This window comes from Ornatilinea apprima, from assembly GCF_001306115.1.
Taxonomy (GTDB): Bacteria; Chloroflexota; Anaerolineae; order Anaerolineales; family Anaerolineaceae; genus Ornatilinea; species Ornatilinea apprima.
Genome location: NZ_LGCL01000015.1, coordinates 300,990 through 320,156, shown reverse-complemented (window position 1 = coordinate 320,156; position 19,167 = coordinate 300,990). Strand labels below are relative to the sequence as shown.

Annotated in this window: 18 protein-coding genes; 13 read left to right on the top strand and 5 right to left on the bottom strand. The window is 60.1% G+C overall.

Translation table 11 applies throughout. From position 1 onward, the window contains the following. Window positions 1–130: 130 nt before the first annotated feature. From serS to ADN00_RS04665, 3 genes are read left to right on the top strand one after another with little or no spacing between them, the layout of a single operon-like run. The gene (gene serS / locus ADN00_RS04675; protein WP_075061787.1) at window positions 131–1,408 is read left to right on the top strand and encodes a serine--tRNA ligase; all 1,278 of its coding nucleotides are present in this window, start codon (window positions 131–133) and stop codon (window positions 1,406–1,408) included. A 6-nt stretch (window positions 1,409–1,414) separates the two neighbouring features. After that, window positions 1,415–1,933, top strand: a complete 519-nt coding sequence (locus ADN00_RS04670; protein ID WP_075061786.1) for a DUF456 domain-containing protein — start codon at window positions 1,415–1,417, stop codon at window positions 1,931–1,933. A gap of 50 nt (window positions 1,934–1,983) precedes the next feature. After that, window positions 1,984–2,742 carry a LamG domain-containing protein gene (locus ADN00_RS04665; RefSeq protein ID WP_075061785.1) on the top strand — a complete coding sequence of 253 codons (759 nt, stop codon included), beginning with the start codon at window positions 1,984–1,986 and terminating at the stop codon, window positions 2,740–2,742. Window positions 2,743–3,062: 320 nt separating this feature from the next. On the opposite strand, the gene ADN00_RS04655 is transcribed toward ADN00_RS04665, so the two are convergent. Continuing rightward, window positions 3,063–3,857 (bottom strand): hypothetical protein, encoded by a 795-nt coding sequence (locus tag ADN00_RS04655; RefSeq protein WP_075061783.1) that lies wholly within the window; start codon window positions 3,855–3,857, stop codon window positions 3,063–3,065. A 222-nt stretch (window positions 3,858–4,079) separates the two neighbouring features. Between ADN00_RS04655 and ADN00_RS04650 the strand changes: the two genes are divergently transcribed. The 8 genes from ADN00_RS04650 (at window position 4,080) to ADN00_RS04615 (ending at window position 11,745) form a co-directional block, all read left to right on the top strand. After that, on the top strand, window positions 4,080–5,666 hold the full coding sequence (locus ADN00_RS04650; RefSeq protein WP_075061782.1) for an aldehyde dehydrogenase family protein: 1,587 nt from the start codon (window positions 4,080–4,082) through the stop codon (window positions 5,664–5,666). Window positions 5,667–5,740: 74 nt separating this feature from the next. Beyond that, window positions 5,741–6,007, top strand: coding sequence for a hypothetical protein (locus ADN00_RS04645; RefSeq protein WP_075061781.1), 267 nt, complete (start codon window positions 5,741–5,743; stop codon window positions 6,005–6,007). A 19-nt stretch (window positions 6,008–6,026) separates the two neighbouring features. Further along, window positions 6,027–6,929 carry a CoA transferase subunit A gene (locus tag ADN00_RS04640; protein WP_075061780.1) on the top strand — a complete coding sequence of 301 codons (903 nt, stop codon included), beginning with the start codon at window positions 6,027–6,029 and terminating at the stop codon, window positions 6,927–6,929. Beyond that, a complete protein-coding gene (locus ADN00_RS04635; protein ID WP_236691474.1) occupies window positions 6,916–7,686 on the top strand; it encodes a CoA-transferase subunit beta in 771 nt (256 codons plus the stop codon). The genes ADN00_RS04640 and ADN00_RS04635 overlap by 14 nt, the downstream gene beginning before the upstream one ends. Before the next feature lie 94 nt (window positions 7,687–7,780). Then, window positions 7,781–8,806: a D-2-hydroxyacid dehydrogenase gene (locus ADN00_RS04630; protein ID WP_075061778.1), complete on the top strand. Its 1,026-nt coding sequence runs from the start codon at window positions 7,781–7,783 to the stop codon at window positions 8,804–8,806. Window positions 8,807–8,824: 18 nt separating this feature from the next. After that, window positions 8,825–9,607, top strand: a complete 783-nt coding sequence (locus ADN00_RS04625) for an HAD family hydrolase (protein WP_075061777.1) — start codon at window positions 8,825–8,827, stop codon at window positions 9,605–9,607. Window positions 9,608–9,705: 98 nt separating this feature from the next. Further along, complete coding sequence (locus ADN00_RS04620; protein WP_075061776.1) at window positions 9,706–11,112, top strand: AAA family ATPase; 1,407 nt, start codon at window positions 9,706–9,708, stop codon at window positions 11,110–11,112. A gap of 3 nt (window positions 11,113–11,115) precedes the next feature. Continuing rightward, window positions 11,116–11,745 (top strand): histidine phosphatase family protein, encoded by a 630-nt coding sequence (locus tag ADN00_RS04615; RefSeq protein ID WP_075061775.1) that lies wholly within the window; start codon window positions 11,116–11,118, stop codon window positions 11,743–11,745. Here the strand turns inward: ADN00_RS04615 and ADN00_RS04610 are convergent. From ADN00_RS04610 to ADN00_RS04595, 4 genes are all read right to left on the bottom strand, one after another. Next, on the bottom strand, window positions 11,742–12,527 hold the full coding sequence (locus ADN00_RS04610) for a hypothetical protein (RefSeq protein ID WP_075061774.1): 786 nt from the start codon (window positions 12,525–12,527) through the stop codon (window positions 11,742–11,744). The genes ADN00_RS04615 and ADN00_RS04610 overlap by 4 nt on opposite strands. Window positions 12,528–13,107: 580 nt before the next feature. Next, window positions 13,108–14,943 carry an ABC transporter ATP-binding protein gene (locus ADN00_RS04605; RefSeq protein ID WP_075061773.1) on the bottom strand — a complete coding sequence of 612 codons (1,836 nt, stop codon included), beginning with the start codon at window positions 14,941–14,943 and terminating at the stop codon, window positions 13,108–13,110. Beyond that, a complete protein-coding gene (locus ADN00_RS04600) occupies window positions 14,940–16,682 on the bottom strand; it encodes an ABC transporter ATP-binding protein (protein WP_075061772.1) in 1,743 nt (580 codons plus the stop codon). The genes ADN00_RS04605 and ADN00_RS04600 overlap by 4 nt, the downstream gene beginning before the upstream one ends. 14 nt (window positions 16,683–16,696) lie before the next feature. Continuing rightward, entirely contained in the window at window positions 16,697–17,185 is a 489-nt protein-coding gene (locus tag ADN00_RS04595; RefSeq protein ID WP_075061771.1) for a MarR family winged helix-turn-helix transcriptional regulator, read from the bottom strand. 316 nt (window positions 17,186–17,501) lie between these two features. Between ADN00_RS04595 and ADN00_RS04590 the strand changes: the two genes are divergently transcribed. Beyond that, window positions 17,502–18,095, top strand: coding sequence for a DUF3105 domain-containing protein (locus tag ADN00_RS04590; protein ID WP_075061770.1), 594 nt, complete (start codon window positions 17,502–17,504; stop codon window positions 18,093–18,095). 357 nt (window positions 18,096–18,452) lie between these two features. After that, window positions 18,453–19,145: a lysophospholipid acyltransferase family protein gene (locus ADN00_RS04585; protein WP_075061769.1), complete on the top strand. Its 693-nt coding sequence runs from the start codon at window positions 18,453–18,455 to the stop codon at window positions 19,143–19,145. The last annotated feature ends 22 nt before the right edge of the window (window positions 19,146–19,167 follow it).

Genomic DNA, 19,167 nt, shown 5'->3' with positions numbered 1-19,167 from the left:
TATCGCCAGAATAAGGCCGCGAGAGACGCGGTAAATGCAGGTGGCACCACGAGTCGCCCCCCTCGTCCTGCACGAGCGGGGTGATTTTTTATTCAGAGTCAGGTACTTATTTCATCATAAGGAGATTAACATGTTAGATATTGCCCTGATCCGCGAAAACCCCGACGTGGTGCGCGAGGCGCTGCGCAAGCGCCAGATGGATACCGCCGCTGTTGACCAGGTGGCCGAGCTGGACGTGAAACGGCGCGGCCTGCTGACCGAGGTGGAAACCTTAAAAGCAGAGCGAAACCGGGTCTCGAAAGAGATTGGCCGGATGAAAGAGAAAGACGAGCGCGAGGCTAAAATTGCCGAGATGCGCGAGGTGGGCGACCGCATCAGCGCGTTGGATGAGCAGGTGCGCCAGGTGGACGTAGACCTGCAGGCGCTGGTGGCTGGCATTCCCAACCTGCCCGACGCGCGCACGCCCCTGGGTAAAGACGAAAGCGAAAATGTGGTGGTGCGCCAGCATGGGGAGAAACCACAGTTCAATTTTGAGCCCAAACCGCATTGGGACCTGGGAACCGAGCTGGACATCATTGATTTTGAAGAAGGCGTAAAAATCACCGGATCGCGCTTTTATGTGCTGAACGGGGCGGGCGCGCGCCTGCAACGCGCGCTGATTGCCTGGATGCTCGACCTGCACATTCGCCAGGGATACAAAGAAAAATACACCCCCTTCATGGTGAAGGGCGACACGCTTTACGCCTCCGGGCAGCTTCCCAAGTTTGCCGATAATCTCTACCGCGACCACGAAGAAGATTTCTGGATGGTGCCGACTGCCGAAGTGCCGCTGACCGGCATTCACATTGACGATGTGTTTACCGAAGACCAGCTTCCGCGCCGCTACACCGCCTACACCCCCTGCTTCCGCCGCGAAAAAATGAGCGCGGGGCGCGACGTGCGCGGCATTAAACGCGGCCACCAGTTCGACAAGGTGGAAATGTATATCTACTGCACGCCCGAACAATCGGACGCGGAGCTGGATAAGATGCTGGCCGATGCCGAGCAAACCTGCCGCGATCTGGGCCTGACCTACCGTGTGGTGCAGCTCTGCACCGGCGACCTGGGCTTTAACGCGGCGGTTACCTATGATGTGGAAGTATGGGCGCCCGGCTGCGGCGAGTGGCTGGAGGTCTCTTCGGTTTCGAAAGTGGGCGATTTTCAACCGCGGCGGGCGAACATCAAATACCGCCCGGCGGATGGATCGAAAACGCGCCTGGTGCACACTCTCAACGGCTCGGGCCTGGGGCTGCCGCGCACCTTGATCGCGGTGTTGGAAAACTACCAGCAGCCGGACGGCTCGATTGTGGTGCCCGAAGTGCTGCGTCCGTGGATGGGCGGCGTGGATGTGATCCGCGCAGAAAAATGAGGTTTCATGGTTGATTGGACTTCCGTCGGCACATTTACACTGCAGGTGATCACCTTTGCCACCATGCTGGGCGGCCTGTTCTCGCTGGTCGTGGTGGTCATTCCCGGCCTGACGATCATCTGGGCGGCAGCCCTGGTCTACGGCCTGGTTACCGGTTTCACCTGGCAGTCGGGCGTTCTCTTCGCTTTCATCACCATTCTGATGCTGGTTGGCAACGTGATCGACAATATCCTTATGGGCGCGGGCGCGCGCGCGCAGGGAGCCAGCTGGCTGGGAATTGGGGCGGCGCTGGTGGCGGCGGTGGCCGGCAGCCTGCTGGTGCCTCCGTTTGGCGGACTGGTGGCCGCTCTGCTGGCGCTGTTCGTGGTGGAGGTGATCCGCGTGCGCGACTGGCGCAAGGCGCTGGACTCGACGCGCAGCATGGCGCTGGGCTGCGGCTGGTCGGTGGCGGCGCGCATGGGCATTGGCGGAATGATGATCGGCTGGTGGCTGGTGTGGGCGCTGGTTTTGCCCCAAATTGTATGATTGGCAAAGGGCGGGGATACGTTCTCCCCGCTCTTTTTTTATCAGGAATAATGAACAACACGTTCTTATCCACGCGGCTGACCGCCGGCGCGCAGGTTACGCCGGTTGAGAACGGCTGGCGGCTATCCATTCCGCCGGGGGCGGCGGGCGCGTACCGCTGGGCGCAGTTGGATGATTACATGGATCTGCCGCGCAAGGCCTTCCGGCACGTGGCTCCGCTGGCGCTGAGCCTGCGGGCGCGCGTCTCGGCGCAGGGTCTGCCGGGCACCTGGGGGTTCGGCCTGTGGAATGACCCCTTCAGCATGGGGCTGGGTGTGGGGGGCGCGCGCCGCCGGCTGCCCGCCCTGCCGCAAACAGCCTGGTTTTTTCACGCTTCCGACGACAATTACCTTTCCCTGCGCGATGATTTGCCCGCCAACGGGATGCTGATGGGGGTGTTCCAGGCGGCGCAGCTGCCGGCCTGGAGCCTGCTGCCCGCCGCGCCCCTGCTGGCAGGGCTGGTGCTCCCTCCGCTGGCACGCCGGATGCGCCGCGCGGCGCGCTGGCTGGTGAAGGAAGATTCTGCGCGCCTGGAGTTGGATTTCACCGCGTGGCATGAATACCGTTTGGAATGGCGGGCTGAGGGGGTGCGCTTCGCGGTGGACGGTGAGATGCGCTTTGAAACGCGCCTCTCCCCGCGCGGCCGGATGGGGCTGGTGCTGTGGGTGGATAATCAGTTTGCGGCGTTCCGGCCGGACGGGCAGGTGAGGCTTGGCACGCAGGCGAACCCGGTAGAAGCCTGGTTGGAGATTACGAATGTGGAGTGGTGAAAACCCCATCCCCGCGCTTGTGGCGCGACCCTTCCCCGATGAAATCAGGGAAGGGTGAAGAACTCTCCAACCACCCAACCGGCGGGCGTAGGGTGGCGTTGGCTGCGAATCCGCGGCGAGATGGATATACCTGCGGTGCTGCGCGGAACATCCAACGCAGCCAACCCACCATTTTGCCCGAATTCCTGCTGTGAAAACCCCATCCCCGCGCTTGTGGCGCGACCCTTCCCCGATGAAATCAGGGAAGGGTGAAGAAAACACCCTTTCAATACCAGGTTGCTCATCCCTATGGAAGACGGAGGTTGGTGCGGAGAATGCTTTTAATACCCCACGTCGCTGAAGGCGCGGCGGGTGTTGCTCTCTTGGGGGCGAAACGGCAGGTAGATGACGCCTTCTTGCGGGTCGCCAAATCGGACGAGGTTTTCGGGGTGGTGGATGGAGCACCAGGCCGTGTAGACGGCGGCCCAGGCGTTTAATTCTTCGGGGGAGAAAATGCTCTCCAGCGGCAAAATTCCGTTGAGCAGGCGGTGGCGGGTGAGCTCTTCAAAAAAGCGCATCGGGTCGCTGACCGGCAGGCTGATCTGGTGAAGAACAAGCTGGCGCTGCAGGCGGCCTTCCAGGGTTTTTTCGTGAAAGGGCTGGGCGTGATTCATCAGTGACCAGTAGGCCGCGTTTGACTGAGTTTCCAGCCATTGGCGCTCGGCCTCGCCAGGGTACGGCTGGTAGCCCAACTCTTGCAGGTGATGGTAGAGCTTAAAGCCCAGGCGCATCCAGGCCGGGCAGTCTTCGGGCTGGCTGGGGGTGCGCGGGATGGAAATTCCCGCCTGGTGCAGCTCGTATTCGGCCAGGCGCAGCTGCGTCCAGCGCCCAGGCGACAGGTCGGGGAAGAGGCTCTGGCGCGTTTCCTGGTGGGCCATCACCTGCTGGTTGGGGCGGGGCGGGGCATTCACGGCCACGCGCGCGGCGGTCTGCCCGGCGCAGAAGGCCAACACATCTTCCAGGTGGCCGCTGCCCTGGGCCAGCAGCCGGCAGGTATCGTCGACCGCCAGGAAGGTGAAGGGATGCCTGCCGCCGGAAATTTCTATGCCAATGCTGGTGATCTCTTCTGGTTCCAACGTCCCCTGCCTTTTGAACGCGCAAGTAAAGGTTTGTTAAGAAAGTGTAGCCCAGTTCCCCGGCGGGCGCAACCGAGGGTTAAGGAGGGGGATGGCAGCCCCTGGCACGCCGCGTATTTTGACTTGCCATTTTGGCTGGGCTATACTAATGATGGTTGGATGCCAATCAGAGAGAAATTGACCGTGTGCAGTTCCTTTTCTATACGAGGAGAATGATCTCGAATGACCGCAGAAACAACCTTCAAATTAACCTATGCAACCATGTATAACCCCCCTGAAGAACTTCATCAACGCTTTGATGAAGCGCTGGCAGAGGCAAAAGCCACTCTTGGCCGCGAATACGGCATGATCATTAATGGCGAAGAGTACTTTGCGGCGGAAAAAGTGGAAGACCGCAGCCCGATCCATACCGATTGGGTATTGGGGTTTTTTCAGAAGGGCACAGAACGAGATGCCCAAAATGCCCTGGCGGCGGCGCGCAAGGCCTTCCCGGGCTGGGCGGCCACACCCTGGCAGGAGCGGGTGGCTTTGGTGCGCAAAGCTGCCGACCTGATCAACCAGCGCGTGTTTGAAATTGGGGCCAAGCTGGCTCTGGAGGTGGGCAAGAATCGCATGGAATCGCTGGGCGACGTGGCTGAGTCGGCTGATTTGTACCGCTACGCCTGCACGATGATGGAAGCGCACGATGGGTATGTGAAAGAAATGGGCATCGATCCCCTGGCCGGTTACCAGGTGTCCAACATCTCGGTTTTACGGCCTTACGGGGTGTGGGTGGTGATCAGCCCATTCAACTTCCCGGCGGCGCTCACTGGCGGGCCGGTGGCGCACGCCCTGGTGGCTGGCAACACGGTGGTGATGAAACCGGCCACCGATACGCCCTGGGTTCCGCGCATGATTGCCGAGTGCCTGCGAGACGCGGGCGTTCCGGCGGGTGTGTTCAACTATGTTACCGGCCCCGGCCGCTCGCTGGGGCAAGCGCTGATCGACAGCCCGGATGTGAACGGCATCACCTTTACCGGCTCGTATGATGTGGGCATGGGAATTTACCGCGATTATGCCAAAGGCAAATATATCCGCCCGATTGTGCTGGAATTGGGCGGCAAAAACCCGGCGATTGTCTCTCGGCACGCCAATTTGGACGACGCCGCGATTGGCATTGTGCGCTCCATCTTCGGCCTGCAGGGGCAAAAGTGCTCGGCTTGCTCGCGGGTATTCGTTGAAGCCCCGGTCTATGACGCGCTGGTGGAGCGGCTGGTGAACCTGACCGGCAAGCTGGCGGTGGGCGACCCCACCGAGCGCAATGTATATATGGGCCCGGTGATTAATAAGAGCGCCTATGCCGACTACCAGGCTTTCTGCACCGATCTGGGCCAGCACGGACGAATTTTGACCGGCGGAAAAGTGCTGACCGAAGGGGCGATGGCCAAAGGTTATTTTGTCGCGCCAACTCTGGTGGATGAGCTGCCGCTGGATCACCGCCTGTGGAAGCAGGAAATGTTCCTGCCGATTGCCACCATCGCGCGCGTACAGAGCCTGGATGAGGCCATGCGCCTGGCCAACGACGTGGATTATGGGCTGACGGCGGGCTTCTACGGCGCGGAAGACGAGCTGGCCTGGTTTGAAGATAAGATTGAGGCCGGGGTAACCTACATGAACCGCCCGCAAGGGGCCACCACCGGCGCGTGGCCGGGCTTCCAGCCGTTTGGCGGGTGGAAAGGTTCGGGCGCGATTGGCAAAAATATGGGCGGCTGGCATTACCTGCCGGTTTATATGCGCGAGCAGATCCGCACCCGCGTGCGCAAGGCCTGAATTGCTAGCAACGGCCAGCCGGTTCGCGCCCGCAGGGGTGGTTGAACCGGCTGGTTTTCTACCATGGGAAGGCTATGAACTTTTTTAACCGTTTTGGTTCTTTTCTGCTGATTCTGGGCGGGATGGGGATTCTCTTATTTTTGTTCTCGGATATCGCCCAGGCGCGCAATTATGCCTATCTGCTGGCGGGTGTGGCGCTGATCGCGGTGGGAGCGCTGTTCAAAAGCGCCGGACCCAAGCCAACGCCTGAGCCGTCGAGCCGTTTTTCCATGATCCGGCGGATTCGCCAGCAGCAGTTGGAACGGTCCAAGTCGCGCATGCAGAAGAAAAAGAGCAAGTGATCACGCATAAAGGGACGCTATGAATAAATTGTGCTCGCTGCAAGAAGCTATTCAACAATGGGTGCACGACCGCGACTGCCTGTACGCGGCCGGTTTTACGCACCTGATTCCATTTGCCGCCGGGCATGAGATCATCCGCCAGGGGCGGCGTGACCTGTGCCTGGCGCGTGCCACGCCCGACTTGATCTATGAGCAGATGGTGGCAGCCGGCTGCGCGAAGAAACTGATCTTCTCTTATTCCGGCAACCCCGGCGTTGGCTCGCTGCACATGGTGCGCGAGGAACTGGAAAAAGGCAGCCTGGAGTGGGAAGAATACTCGCATTTTGGCATGATCACCCGCCTGCAAGCCGGGGCGGCCGGGCTGCCCTTTATGCCCATGAACCAGACCGCCGCGGGCGACCTGGAGCGCGCCAATCCCCAATACCGGCGGGTGAAGGACCCCTACTCGGATGGCGAAGTGGTGGTGCTGCCCGCCCTGCGCCCGGATGTGGCGATTGTGCATGTGCAGCGCGCCGACGCGCGTGGCAACGCGCAGATCTGGGGAATTATCGGCGAGCAAAAGGAGGCCGCTTTTGCCGCCCAGCATGTGATTATCACCGCCGAAGAGATTGTGGACGAAGCGGTGATCCGCTCTGACCCGAACCGCACCCTGATCCCCGATTTTATTGTGGACGCGGTTTGCCATGTGCCCTACTGCGCCCACCCTTCGTACACACAGGGCTATTACGACCGCGACAACGAGTTTTACCTGGCCTGGGATAAAATTTCGGAAACGCGTCAGGGGATTGAAGCGTACCTGGATGAATGGGTCTACGGCACGCGAGACCGCGCGGACTATGTGACCAAACTGGGCACCGCCACGTTGGAGCGCCTGAAGGTCGCCCCGCGCTGGAGCGCGCCGGTCAACTATGGAGCCTATTAACATGGACTATACCGCCTCTGAATTGATGATTGTCAACGCCGCGCGCCTGCTGCGCGATGGGGATTCGGTGTTTGTGGGGGTGGGCATTCCCAACCTGGCCTGCAACCTGGCGCGGCGCACGCACGCCCCCAACCTGTTGATGATTTACGAAGCGGGGGTGATTGGAGCGCGCCCGGCGCGCCTGCCGCTTTCCATTGGCGACCCCACCCTGGTGAGCGGGGCGACCCAAGTGTGCGGCATGTTCGACATCTTCAGCCTGTATTTGCAGCGCGGTAACGTGGATGTGGGCTTTTTGGGCGGGGCGCAGATTGACCGCTTTGGCAACATCAATGCCACGGTGATCGGCGATTACCAGCACCCCAAAGTGCGCCTGCCCGGCTCCGGCGGTTCGATGGAGATTGCCGCCTGGGCCAACCGCTGTTACATCATGACGCCGCACCAAAAGCGGCGCTTCCCGGCAAAAGTGGATTTTTGCACCTCGGCCGGTTTTCTGGGCGGGCGCGCGCAGCGTGAGGCGGCGGGCATCCGCGGCGGCGGGCCGCAGGCGGTGGTAACTGACCTGTGTATTCTGGAGCCGGATGAGACCGGCGAGCTGGTGGTAGCCGCGCTGCATCCGGGGGCCACGCTGGAACAGGCGCAGGCCAATACCGGCTGGGAGCTGCGGCCGGCCCGCGAGGTGAAATTTACACCACCGCCAACGCAAGAAGAGCTGCGTATCTTGAGGGAAGAGCTGGATCCGCAGGGGATTTACCGCTAAACATCGACAATCATTCCCCGAACCACAGGCTTCATGGCATAATTAGCGCAACCAAAGCGGCGGCTGCGCGTTATTGTATTGGGAGGTGCTCGAAATGGCAGACGGTTCCAAAATTGAGGTGCTGATTACCAAAGACTGGCCAGAGACGCTGGTGGAAAGAATCCGGGCGGTTTCTCCGCGGCTGAATGTGCGCGTGGCCCCCGTGAAGAAGGCCGAAGACCTGCCGGCAGACGCGCTGGCGCAGTGCGAAGTGTTCTACACGGATATGCACTTTCCCCAACCCGACGCGATGCCTTCGCTGCGCTGGCTGCAGCTGCATTGGGCGGGCATTGAATACGCGCTGGAGTATCCCTTATTGACCAAGGCGGACCTGGCGGTTACCACGATGAGCGGCGCGGCGATGGGCCAATTGGCGGAGTTCGCGCTGGCGATGATGCTGGCGCTGGGTCACCGCCTTCCGGCGCTGGTGGAAAACCAGACCGCCGCGGATTGGCCGGTTGACCGCTTGAAGCGCTACGTTCCTCAGGAACTGCGCGGCAGCACGGTGGGAATTATCGGCTACGGCAGCATCGGCCGCGAGCTGGCGCGCCTGCTGCAGCCGTTCGATGTAACCGTGCTGGCCGCCAAGCGCGATGTGATGCACCCCGAAGATCGCGGTTACACCCCGCCCGGCCTGGGCGACCCGGAAGGCAATCTGTTCCGCCGCCTGTACCCGGTGGAAGCGCGCGGCTCGATGATCAAGGAATGCGATTTTGTGGTGGTTACCGTTCCGCTCACGCCGCAAACCCGCGGGCTGATCGGCAAGCGCGAATTTGAGTTGATGAAGCCCAACGCCTACCTGATCGATATCAGCCGCGGCGGGGTGGTGGATGAAGCCGCGCTGGTGGACGCGTTGACGACGAAGAAAATCGCCGGGGCAGCGCTGGATGTATTTGCCACAGAACCGCTGCCCAAGAATCATGTCTTCTGGAAGCTGCCCAATATGCTGGTTACGCCGCATATCGCCATCAGCAGCGTGCATTATGACCGCCTGGCAGCCGAACTGTTTATGGTGAATCTTGAGCGCTATCTGAGCGGTTTGCCGCTGTATAACCAATTCGACTTTGACAAGGGGTATTAATACAGGTTTATTTGGGAGATGAAAAGCAGGGTCGACTTTCAACAACAGCGCTTTAAGGCCGTTTTCTTTGATTTAGGCAACACGCTGATGTATTTTAATGGTTACTGGCCGGACGTGTACGCGCGCTCATACCTGGCGCTGACGGCCGAGCTGCTGCGCCGCGGCTACGCGCTCGAAGAAAAGGCCTTTCTACGCGAGTTCAGTGAGCGCATCAACGCTTATTACCAGCAGCGCGACCTGAACTGTATCGAACACACTTCTGAACATGTGCTGCGCTCTCTGTTGCTGGAGCGCGGTTATGCCAGTGCGCGCGATGATGATTTGCTGCCGGTGTTGGACGCGATGTACGCGGTTTCGCAGCAGCACTGGAATGTGGAAGAAGACGCGCACACCTGCCTGACCCAGCTCAAGCAAGCCGGGCTGCGGCTGGGATTGATTTCCAACGCGGCCTACGCGCGGGACGCGCAGCGCCTGGTCGACAAAGCGGGCATCCGCCCGTACCTGGAGCAGATTCTCATCTCGGCGGACGTGGGACTCCGCAAGCCGCACGAGCAGATTTTTCGGCAGGCGCTGGACGCCTGGCAGATCGCGCCGCAGGAAGCGGTGATGGTGGGGGATTCGCTGGCGGCGGATATCGTGGGGGCCAACCAACTGGGCATGGCCAGCGTGTGGATCACCCGCCGCGTGCCCAATGCCGAGCAAATGACCATCCCAAGCGCGGGGCAGCCCGACGCGCGGGTTAACTCTCTACTGGCGCTGGCCGACTTGCTGGTACAACCGGCGCCGCGAGTGCAGGAATAACTCCCGACTGGACCAACCCATAGGAAACACCCTCTTAAATAGAACATCTGTTATATGGTAGAATGGATGTATCATCCGAAGCGAACAGGCTGGGTAGAATGAGCGATTTATTTGATCACGCCATGCGGCAGCGTATGCGCCAGGAAGCCCCACTCGCGGCGCGCATGCGCCCGCGCACCCTGGAAGAGTTCATCGGCCAGGAGCATATTATTGGCGAAGGGAAATTGCTGCGCCGCGCCATTCAGGCCGACCGGCTGTTTTCTTCGATCATCTTCTTCGGCCCGCCCGGCACCGGTAAAACCACCCTGGCGCAGTTGATCGCCGCGCATACCCACGCCCATTTTGAGACCATCTCGGCGGTGTTGGCCGGGGTGCCGCAGCTGCGCGAGGTCATCGCCAAGGCCGAAGAGCGCCGCAAGCTGTATCAGACGCGCACGATCCTGTTTGTGGATGAAGTTCACCGTTGGAACAAAGCCCAGCAAGACGCGCTGCTGCCGCACGTGGAAAGCGGCATGATTATGCTGATTGGCGCGACCACCGAGAACCCCTATTTTGAAGTCATCCCGGCGCTGGTTTCGCGCTCGCGCATTTTCCAACTGGAGCCGCTCAGCGAAGAGCAGATCACGCGCATTCTGCGCCAGGCGCTGGCCGATGAAGAACGCGGCTACGGATCGCGCAGCGTGCAGATCAGCGACGAGGCCTTTCAGCACCTGGTCAACCTCTCCAACGGCGACGCGCGCAACGCGCTGAATGCGCTGGAACTGGCTGTGGAAAGCACGCCCGCCGACCTGGAAGGGAATGTGCAAATTGACCTGGAGGCGGCGGAAGAGTCCATTCAGCGCCGGGCGGTGATCTACGGCAAAAATGGCGACGCACACTACGATACCATTTCGGCTTTCATCAAATCGGTGCGCGGCTCGGACCCCGACGCGGCTCTCTACTGGCTGGCCAAGATGCTGGCCGCCGGGGAAGACCCGCGCTTTATTCTGCGCCGTCTGATTGTGCTGGCCGGAGAAGACATTGGCCTGGCCGATCCGCAGGCGCTGGTGGTGGTCACGGCAGCCGCGCAGGCGTTTGACTATATCGGCCTGCCGGAAGGCTACTTTCCCATTGCGGAAGCTACCCTCTACCTGGCAACCGCGCCCAAGTCCAACTCGGCGCTGGCTATCTTTGAGGCAATGAAATATGTTGAGCAGCACGGCGTGGGGCCGGTGCCCACCCACCTGATGGACGCCAACCGCGACTCGAAAGGGTTGGGACACGGCAAGGGCTATAAGTATCCGCATAATTTCCCCGGCCATTTTGTGGCCCAGCGCTACCTGCCGGAAGATGTGCAGGCACAATTCTACAAACCCTCCGATCAGGGCTACGAGGCCGAGGTCAGCGAGCGCGTCAGCCGCCTGCGCGCCCAGCAGCAGGAAGGCCTGGCGGGAGCGGCAGGCAAACCCTCACAAGAGAAATCGCAGCTGCCCGGGCACGTACGCCCGCCGCAAAAAGGAAAATAGACCATGCCCACCATTTTGCTCATCCGTCATGGTGAAAATGACATGTTAAAGAAAGGGTTGGCCGGCCGCCTGCCAGCGATTCATCTGAACGAGGCCGGGCAGCGCCAGGCGCAGGAAATTGCCAGCGCGCTGGCCGCCGCGCCGATCAAAGCCATTTACAGCAGCCCGATGGAGCGCGCGCTGGAGACTGCCCAACCCCTGGCGCAAGCCAAGGGGCTGGAGGTGCAGGTGCTCGCGGGGTTGAACGAGGTGGATTTTGGCGACTGGCAGGGGGCGAGCTACACGGATTTGCAAAAAGAAGCGCTGTGGAAACAGGTGCAGGAAGATGCGCAGGCCGTGCGCTTCCCCGGCGGCGAGACGCTGGTGGAGGTGCAGCAGCGCGCCGTGGCGGAGATCGAACGGCTGGCGGCTGAATCCGGTGAAAAGGACGTGGTGGCGTGCTTCACGCACGGCGACGTGGTGCGGCTGTTGACCGCGCACTACCTCAATATGGCGCTGAACGATTTTCAGCGCCTGCTGACCTTCACCGCCTCGATCACCACCCTGCATTTTGACGGGGTGCTGCCGCGCGTGCTGAATTACAACCAGGTGGTCAATTTTAACTGGCCGGAGGAAGAAGAAAAGCAGGGTTAACCCGCCTGGGTTTTGCGGGTGGGCGGCGGGAAGAAGATGGGGGTGAAACACAGCAGGTAGAGCAGCAGCAGGGTGGAGAAACAGGCAACGGACACGGCTTCGTTGACGCCAAAGGTGCGCGTCCAGTAAAGGTGCACGCCAATGGGGATGGCGAGCAGTATCAGCGTGCCGCCGGCAGCCAATACCCGGCTGTGAGCCTTGCGGTCCTCGATCCACACATACAGGACGCTGGTGACCAAAAGGATGACGGTGAAGGCCAGCATGAAATAGAACGAATACAGGCGGTCCATTTCGTCAAAATTGACCGCGATGAACAGTGGAAGGCAGCCCAGATAGGCGTAAGCCAGCACAGAAGAGTCGGCTTCCACCTGGCGGAAGGCTTGCTTCAGCGGCTCAAGCGAGCGGGTGATCAGCAGCGCGGCGGCGCAGGCCAGGCCCAAGGGCAGCCAGGCACGCCAGGACCACAGGTCGCGTGGCCCGAAGGTATAGCTGAAAATCTTCAGACCGGGAGTAGCCACGTTATGCATATAGAAGGACATGAGCAAGGCCTGAGTGGCGTAGGGGAAGACCCAGCGCGGGAAGCCCGCCAGCCAGCCGAGGAACAGCCCCAGCGGGGCGACCAGCAACTCGACGATCATGAATGCACCGGCTAACGCGCGGAACCAGGCTGGCAGGCTCCACTCATGGGGGATTTCCATCAGAATCAGTACCAGGCCGTTGACACCAAACAGGATCAGGGCGGAAAGCACCGCCCACTTTTTGTTTTGAGTGGGGGAAACCATGGAAAGCGCCTTTCACTACAGGCTGTTGGTTTCAGTATAGCAGGTTTGGCGGGGAGGAAGATTAAAGGCGGGTGGGTTGCGGGCGGATGCGTAGTGGTTTTGACGCAAAGAAGATTCACCGCCCGCAACACCACCCTACAACGGCGATGGTTTTTTTGTCGGGTTTCGGACTTTGCGTCCTCAACCCGACCTACAAGATTCTCCTAATATGCACGCCTGCACCCCACCGGGTTTTGATCGGTGGTGGGTTGCGGGCGGGAGCGAGGTGGGTTTGGTGTAAAGAAGATTGTCCGCCCTCCACACCACCCTACATAGGCGTTGTTTTTTTGTCGGGTTTCGGACTTTGCGCCCTCAACCCGACCTACAAGAATCATGTAAATATGCCCCGTCTGCACCCCACCGGGTTTTGATCGGTGGTGGGTTGCGGGCGGATGCGTAGTGGTTTTGGCGCAAAGAAAATTGTCCGCCCTCCACGCCATCCTACACAAAGAACACGTTTTTAATATACTCCCATTTGCTTGATAACAAAAAAGAGCCTGCTGAAGCCAGCAGACTCTCTTGGTTTCACATCATTTTCGGTTTAGACGGCCACCTGGCCTTTGAACTGGCTCAGGTAGAGGTGGTTGTAAAATCCGCCCAGGTCGAGCAGTTCATTGTGGCTGCCGCGCTCAATGATCTCGCCATCTTTGATCACCAGTACCTGGTCGGCTTCGCGGATGGTGCTGAGGCGGTGGGCGATGACGAAGCTGGTGCGGCCTTTCATCAATTCCAGCAGGCCTTTTTGAATTTTGGCCTCGGTGCGCGTGTCGACTGAACTGGTGGCTTCATCCAAAATCAGGATGGCGGGGTCGGCCAGAATGGCGCGGGCGATAGCCAGCAGCTGGCGCTGCCCCTGGCTGAGGTTGCTGCCGCGCTCGCTGAGCTGGGTCTGGTAGCCCTGCGGCAGGCGGTGGATGAAGGTGTCTGCGCTGGCCAGGCGTGCGGCCTGGTACACTTCTTCGTCGCTGGCGTCCAGCCGCCCGTAGCGGATGTTCTCCATGACCGTGCCGGTGAAGAGGTAGGTGTCTTGCAGCACGATGCCCAACTGGCGGCGCAGGCTGTCTTTTTGCACCTGGTCAATCGCGCGCCCGTCAATTTGAATGCTGCCGCTCTGAATATCATAGAAGCGGGTGAGCAGGTTGACGATGGTGGTTTTGCCCGCGCCGGTTGGGCCCACCAGGGCGATGGTCTGGCCGGGGCTGGCGTGCAGCGACATGTTCTTGATCACCGGCACGCCTTCGACGTAGTGGAAGTTGACGTTCTCAAAGCGCACGTCGCCTTTGATCTGCTCCAGGGGTGTGGCACCGGGGGCGTCCATCAGCTCAGGCTGGCGGTCGAGAATATCGAAGACGCGCTCCGCGCCGGCCAGGGCGGATTGGATGGTATTGTAGAGGTTGGCCATGCTGCGGATGGGCTGCATGAAGCGCTGCGTATAGTTAATGAAGGCCGCGATGGCGCCCACCGTGATCAGGCCGTTGATGGCCAGCACACCGCCCAGGCTGGCCAGAATGGCCACGGCCAGGTTGCCCATAACGTTGGTAATGGGCATCATCAAGAAGGCCAGGGTGTTGGCCTTGACGGATGCGTGGTAGAGAGATTCGTTCTTCTCATTGAAAACGCTGCGCACGCTTTCGGTGCGGCCAAAGGCGGTAACCACGCGCTGGCCGCTGATGGTTTCTTCCACGGTGGCGTTCAGGTCGCCCAGGCCTTTTTGCAGGTCGCGGAACCCGCTGCGGGTGCTGGAAGCAATGCGGGCGGTGAGGAGCATGATCAGCGGAATCACGAGCAGGGCGGCCAGCGCCAGCCACACGTTCAAAACCAGCATCATCACCATGATGCCGATCACGGTGAGCACGTTGGAGATAAGCTGGGTAACGTTCTGCGAGACCGCGCGGTTGATGGCGTCAATGTCGTTGGTCAGGCGGCTCATCAATTCGCCGTGGGGATTCTGGTCGAAGAAGTGCAGCTCCAGGGTTTGCAGGTGGCGGAAGAGGTCTTCACGGATTTTTTGCAGGGCTTTTTGCGAGATGCCGGCCATCACAAAGTCGGCAAACACCTGAGACAGCCAGGCGACGGTGTACGCGCCCAGCATCAGCAAAACCACGCGCCCCAGGCCAGAGAGGTCTTTATTGGCGATGAACTGGTCGATGGCGACGCCCATCAGGTAGGGGCCGGCCAGAGAAAAGGCGGTATAGAAGAGGGTCAGGGCAAAGACCCCGATCAGCGCGGCGCGGTGCGGCAGCAGGTACGCCAGCAGGCGGTTGACCGCGATGCGCGCGTCTCTGGGTTTTTGCAGGCCGGCCATGGGGTTGCCTGGGCCGCCGTGGGAGGGTCCGCGGCGGGGAGCAATGGGGGGGCTGACTGGGGCTGTGGTCATGAGTTTTTACCTCCGTTGCCCAATTGGGAATCGTAGATTTCGCGGTAAATGGGGCTGGTTTGGATCAGTTCGGCGTGCGAGCCGATGGCGGCGATTTGGCCGTTGTCCATCACGATGATGCGGTCGGCGCTGAGCACGGTGCTGATGCGCTGGGCGATGACAAAACTGGTGCGCCCGCGCATCAGGTCTTGCAGGGCGTCTTGAATGTGCGCTTCGGTGTCCACGTCCACTGCGCTGGTGCTGTCATCGAGAATGAGAATGCGCGGTTTGACCAGCAGGGCGCGGGCGATGGCAATGCGTTGCTTCTGCCCACCAGAGAGGTTGGTGCCGCGCTGTTCGACGGGAGTGTCGTAGCCGTTGGGCAGCGATTCGATGAACTCGTGCGCCTGGGCGGCTTTGGCGGCAGCGATCACGTCTTCATCGCTGGCTTGCGGCTTGCCGTAGCGGATGTTGTCGCGGATGGTGCCGCTAAACAGCACCGTCTCTTGCAGGGCGATGCCAAAGTGGGTGAGCAGCGATTCGTGGGTAAAGTCGCGCACGTCTCTGCCGTCGATGAGGACGCGCCCCTGGCTGGCCTCGTAAAAGCGCGGGATCAGGTTGACCAGGGTGGACTTACCCGAACCGGTGGAACCGAGAATGGCAATCGTCTCGCCGGGCTGCACCTTCAGGTTGATGCCGCGCAGCACGGGGTCGGCCTCGTTGCCGTTATATTGGAAGGTAACATTCTCAAATTCCACTTCGCCGCGCAGGCTGTGCGCCTCCACGGCGTCGGGCTGGTTTTGAATCTCGGGCTGGCTTTCCAGCACTTCGTTAATGCGCCCGGCCGAGGCTTCGGCGGCGGCGATGGAGCCGACCAGCATGGAGGCGATCAGCACCGGGAAGAGCGCGGACAGCAGGTAGTTGGTGAAGGCCATCAGCTGGCCCACGGTGAGCTGATCGTTGATCACGTCGATGCCGCCAAACCAGATGACAGCCACGATGCCCATGTTGACGAAGTTCATCAGGGTGGGCATCAGCACGGCCATCCAGCGTTGCACAGAAATGTTTTTTTGGGTCAGGTCTTGATTGACGACATCAAAGCGCTGGTTTTCGTAACGAGAGCGGACAAAGGCTTTCACCACGCGAATGCCGGCCAGGTTCTCTTGCAGCACGTTGTTGAGCGCGTCGAGCTTTTGCTGAACGGAGCGGAAGAGCTTTTGCAGGGTGGGCGAGAAAATGACGATGAGGGCCACCAGGGCCAGCATCAGCGGAATGATGCGCAGAGCCATTCTGGGGCTGGTGATGAACATCAACACCAGGCTGCCAATCAGCAGCAGGGGGGCGCGCGCGCCGATGCGCAGTGACATTTGCCAGATGAGCTGGACGAGATGCACGTCGCTGGTGAGGCGCACGATGAGCTGCCCGGTGCGCAGGCGGTCCAGGTTGCCAAACGAGAGGGTTTGAATCTTGTCGAAGAGGGCCGAGCGCAGGTCGCGGGCAAAGCCTTCGCTGAACAAGATGGAGTGCAGGTTGTTCCCTAACGCGAAGAAGGTGGAGACAATCGTCGCGCTGAGCATGATCAAGGCGGTGGTGATCACCGCGCTCATGTCTTTTTGGGTGATTCCCTGGTCTACCAGACGCCGCAGCAGGGCCGGAATGGCCAGGTCTGCGCCCACACCCAGCGACATCAACGCCAGCGAAAGCACGGCGGATTTCCAATATTTTTTTCCAAATGTTCCCAGTTTTAATAATTCAGACATTCAGCATGGCTCCATTATTCGGGTTTGTGGCAGTGCGGACAGGTGTTGGTCTCATCGGTAAAGATGGAGGCCAGTTGGTTCAACCCCTGGCGGATGGACTCTTGTTCGGCTGGGGAAAGCGGTTCCACCACGCTGGTCAACCATTCGAGGACGCGCGCGCGAATAATCTCTTTGAGCTGGCGGCCTTCATCGGTGAGGGCGAGGTGCACAATGCGGCGGTCTTGCGGGTCGCGCTGGCGGGTGACGAGGCGCTTGCGTTCCAGTTCATCCACCTGGCGGCTGACGGCCGGCAGGCTGATGCTGTCTTGATTGGCCAGGCTGCTGATGGTGTTGCGTCCGTGCGAGATTTGCAGCAAAACGTGGAACTGCGAGCGCGTCATTTCATATTCCTGCAAGATGGCGCGGTCGGCCTGCTGGTGAATCTGGCGGGCGAGCAGGGGCACCGTCTCCCAGATGACGTGCTGTAAGGGTTTATCGGGTTGAACTTGTTCGTTTGAGGTCACAGTTTCTCCAAAGCGATGGTTGGTGATTTAGTTAACATAGTTAATAGTTTACATTGTGAACTATTATACGAAGATCAGGCGGGACGTCAAGGGATGGCGGGGAAGAAAATTGTACATAATCGGCATCTGCCTCTCACAGCTTTTTTGGGGGGGCAGCACGCCTATCGGTGTGGATGGGGGAACGGTTGTTGGGCAAGACGCTGGAAAAATGGTGAAAAAGAGGGTATAAATAATAAGATAAAATTTATCCGAATTGTTTGTCCAGTCAGGCTGCATGCAATCTGGTCAGCAGTGATCAAGCCAAGGAGAAATGAAGATGACATCCAAACAAGTGAACCGGTCTGCGAAAGAGCGCGCCCGAACGCAAAAGACCCGCATCCCCTGGGGGTTGGCTGGCGGCGGCGTTGTGACAGTGTTGTTGGTGAGCTTTCTGGTGTTCCAGGCGCTTCAATCCACGCCGATGCTGGGGGAAGCCTACCCCATTGCCAGCCGCGAGCATATTCCCGATGGGCAAAAAGCGGTGGACTATAACAGCGATCCGCCGACTTCCGGGCAGCATTATGACCAGCCGGCTGAGGCGGGCTTCTATGAGGTGGCCCCGCCGGACGAGGCCCTGGTGCATAACCTGGAGCACGGGCATGTAGTGGTGTATTACAACTGTGAGTTGGTGGACGAGGCGGCGTGCGCGTCGCTGAAAGAGCAGATCAAGCAGAGTATGAGCCGGGCGGGTGTGGCGCGCGAGACGGGCACCATTAAGCTGGTGGCGGCGCCCCGGCCGGGCATGCCCAATTTGATCACCTACACCAGTTGGGGGCGGCTTTACCGGGCAGAGGGCTTTGACGCGAACGAATTTCAGTTATATGTAAAACAGAACCGCAACCGCCTGACGCCGGAGCCGCACGCTGAATAGCCAACCGAAGTTAATCGCAGCGCGCCCTGAGAAGTTTCTCTCTCTGGGCGCGCTTTTGTTGTACCCACCTGGCAGCGGTTTGGGGGAAGCGGCGTGGAAATTAAGAGTTTGATAAGAGCGGGAAAAAAAGAAGAACTTTCTTTGCCCGGGGCGGTTATAACCTTCAGTACAGCATCCGGTCACTATGACCAGCGCGTGACAGCGTCATGCATAGAATAGCACTCTTTCGAAGTGGAAATAGGTCGCGCGGCACTCAGCGAAACTCTGGATACCCGGTAAGATGGTACGAGGTTGAATAAAAACACCGCCCGCGGTTTGGGCACAGGCGGTGGATTGAATAAGGAGATCGAAACCCATATGTTAGAGAAAATGCTTTATTGGTTAACCCGCCCGACCATTACAGCCTATTCGAAGCTGATGTTAGACCTGGATATTGACCAGACTGCGGTGTTGCCCGCCGGCCCGAAGATTTTAGCGGCCAATCATCCTAGCGTCAGCGACCCCTTTTTGGTGATTCTGGCGGCCCGGCATCAGGTGAGCATTCTGATTGCCGAAGAGGTGTTCAAGGTTAAACCCTTTGGCACCTACCTGGCGCGCTCTGGGCACATTCCGGTGATCCCTGGGCGTGGGCAGGAAGCCATTGACCAGGCTATGCGGTTATTAGACAAGGGACGCACGGTTTTAATCTTCCCCGAAGGCGCGATCAGCCCGCGCGGCGGCGGTTTTCACCAGCCGCGCACGGGGGTTGCCCGCCTGGCGCTGGCCAGCGGCGCGCCGGTTATTCCGATTGGCCTGCACCTGGAAGAGCAAAAAATCACCCAGCTTGTCTCCCGCTCCGGGGATAAAGATGTGGTGGGGTACTGGTACCTGAAAGGCCCCTATTCGATCACCATTGGGCACCCCATGAATTTCCAGGGCGACGTGGAAGACCGCGACCTGGTGCGGGGCGTTTCCCGGAAGGTGATGGATAAGATCATTTTGCTGGCGCGCCAGAGCGAGCGGCGCATGCGCGGCATCTCTCATTTGCCGGCGCTGCCTTCAGAAATCTAACTCTGAAAGATCATCAGACAGA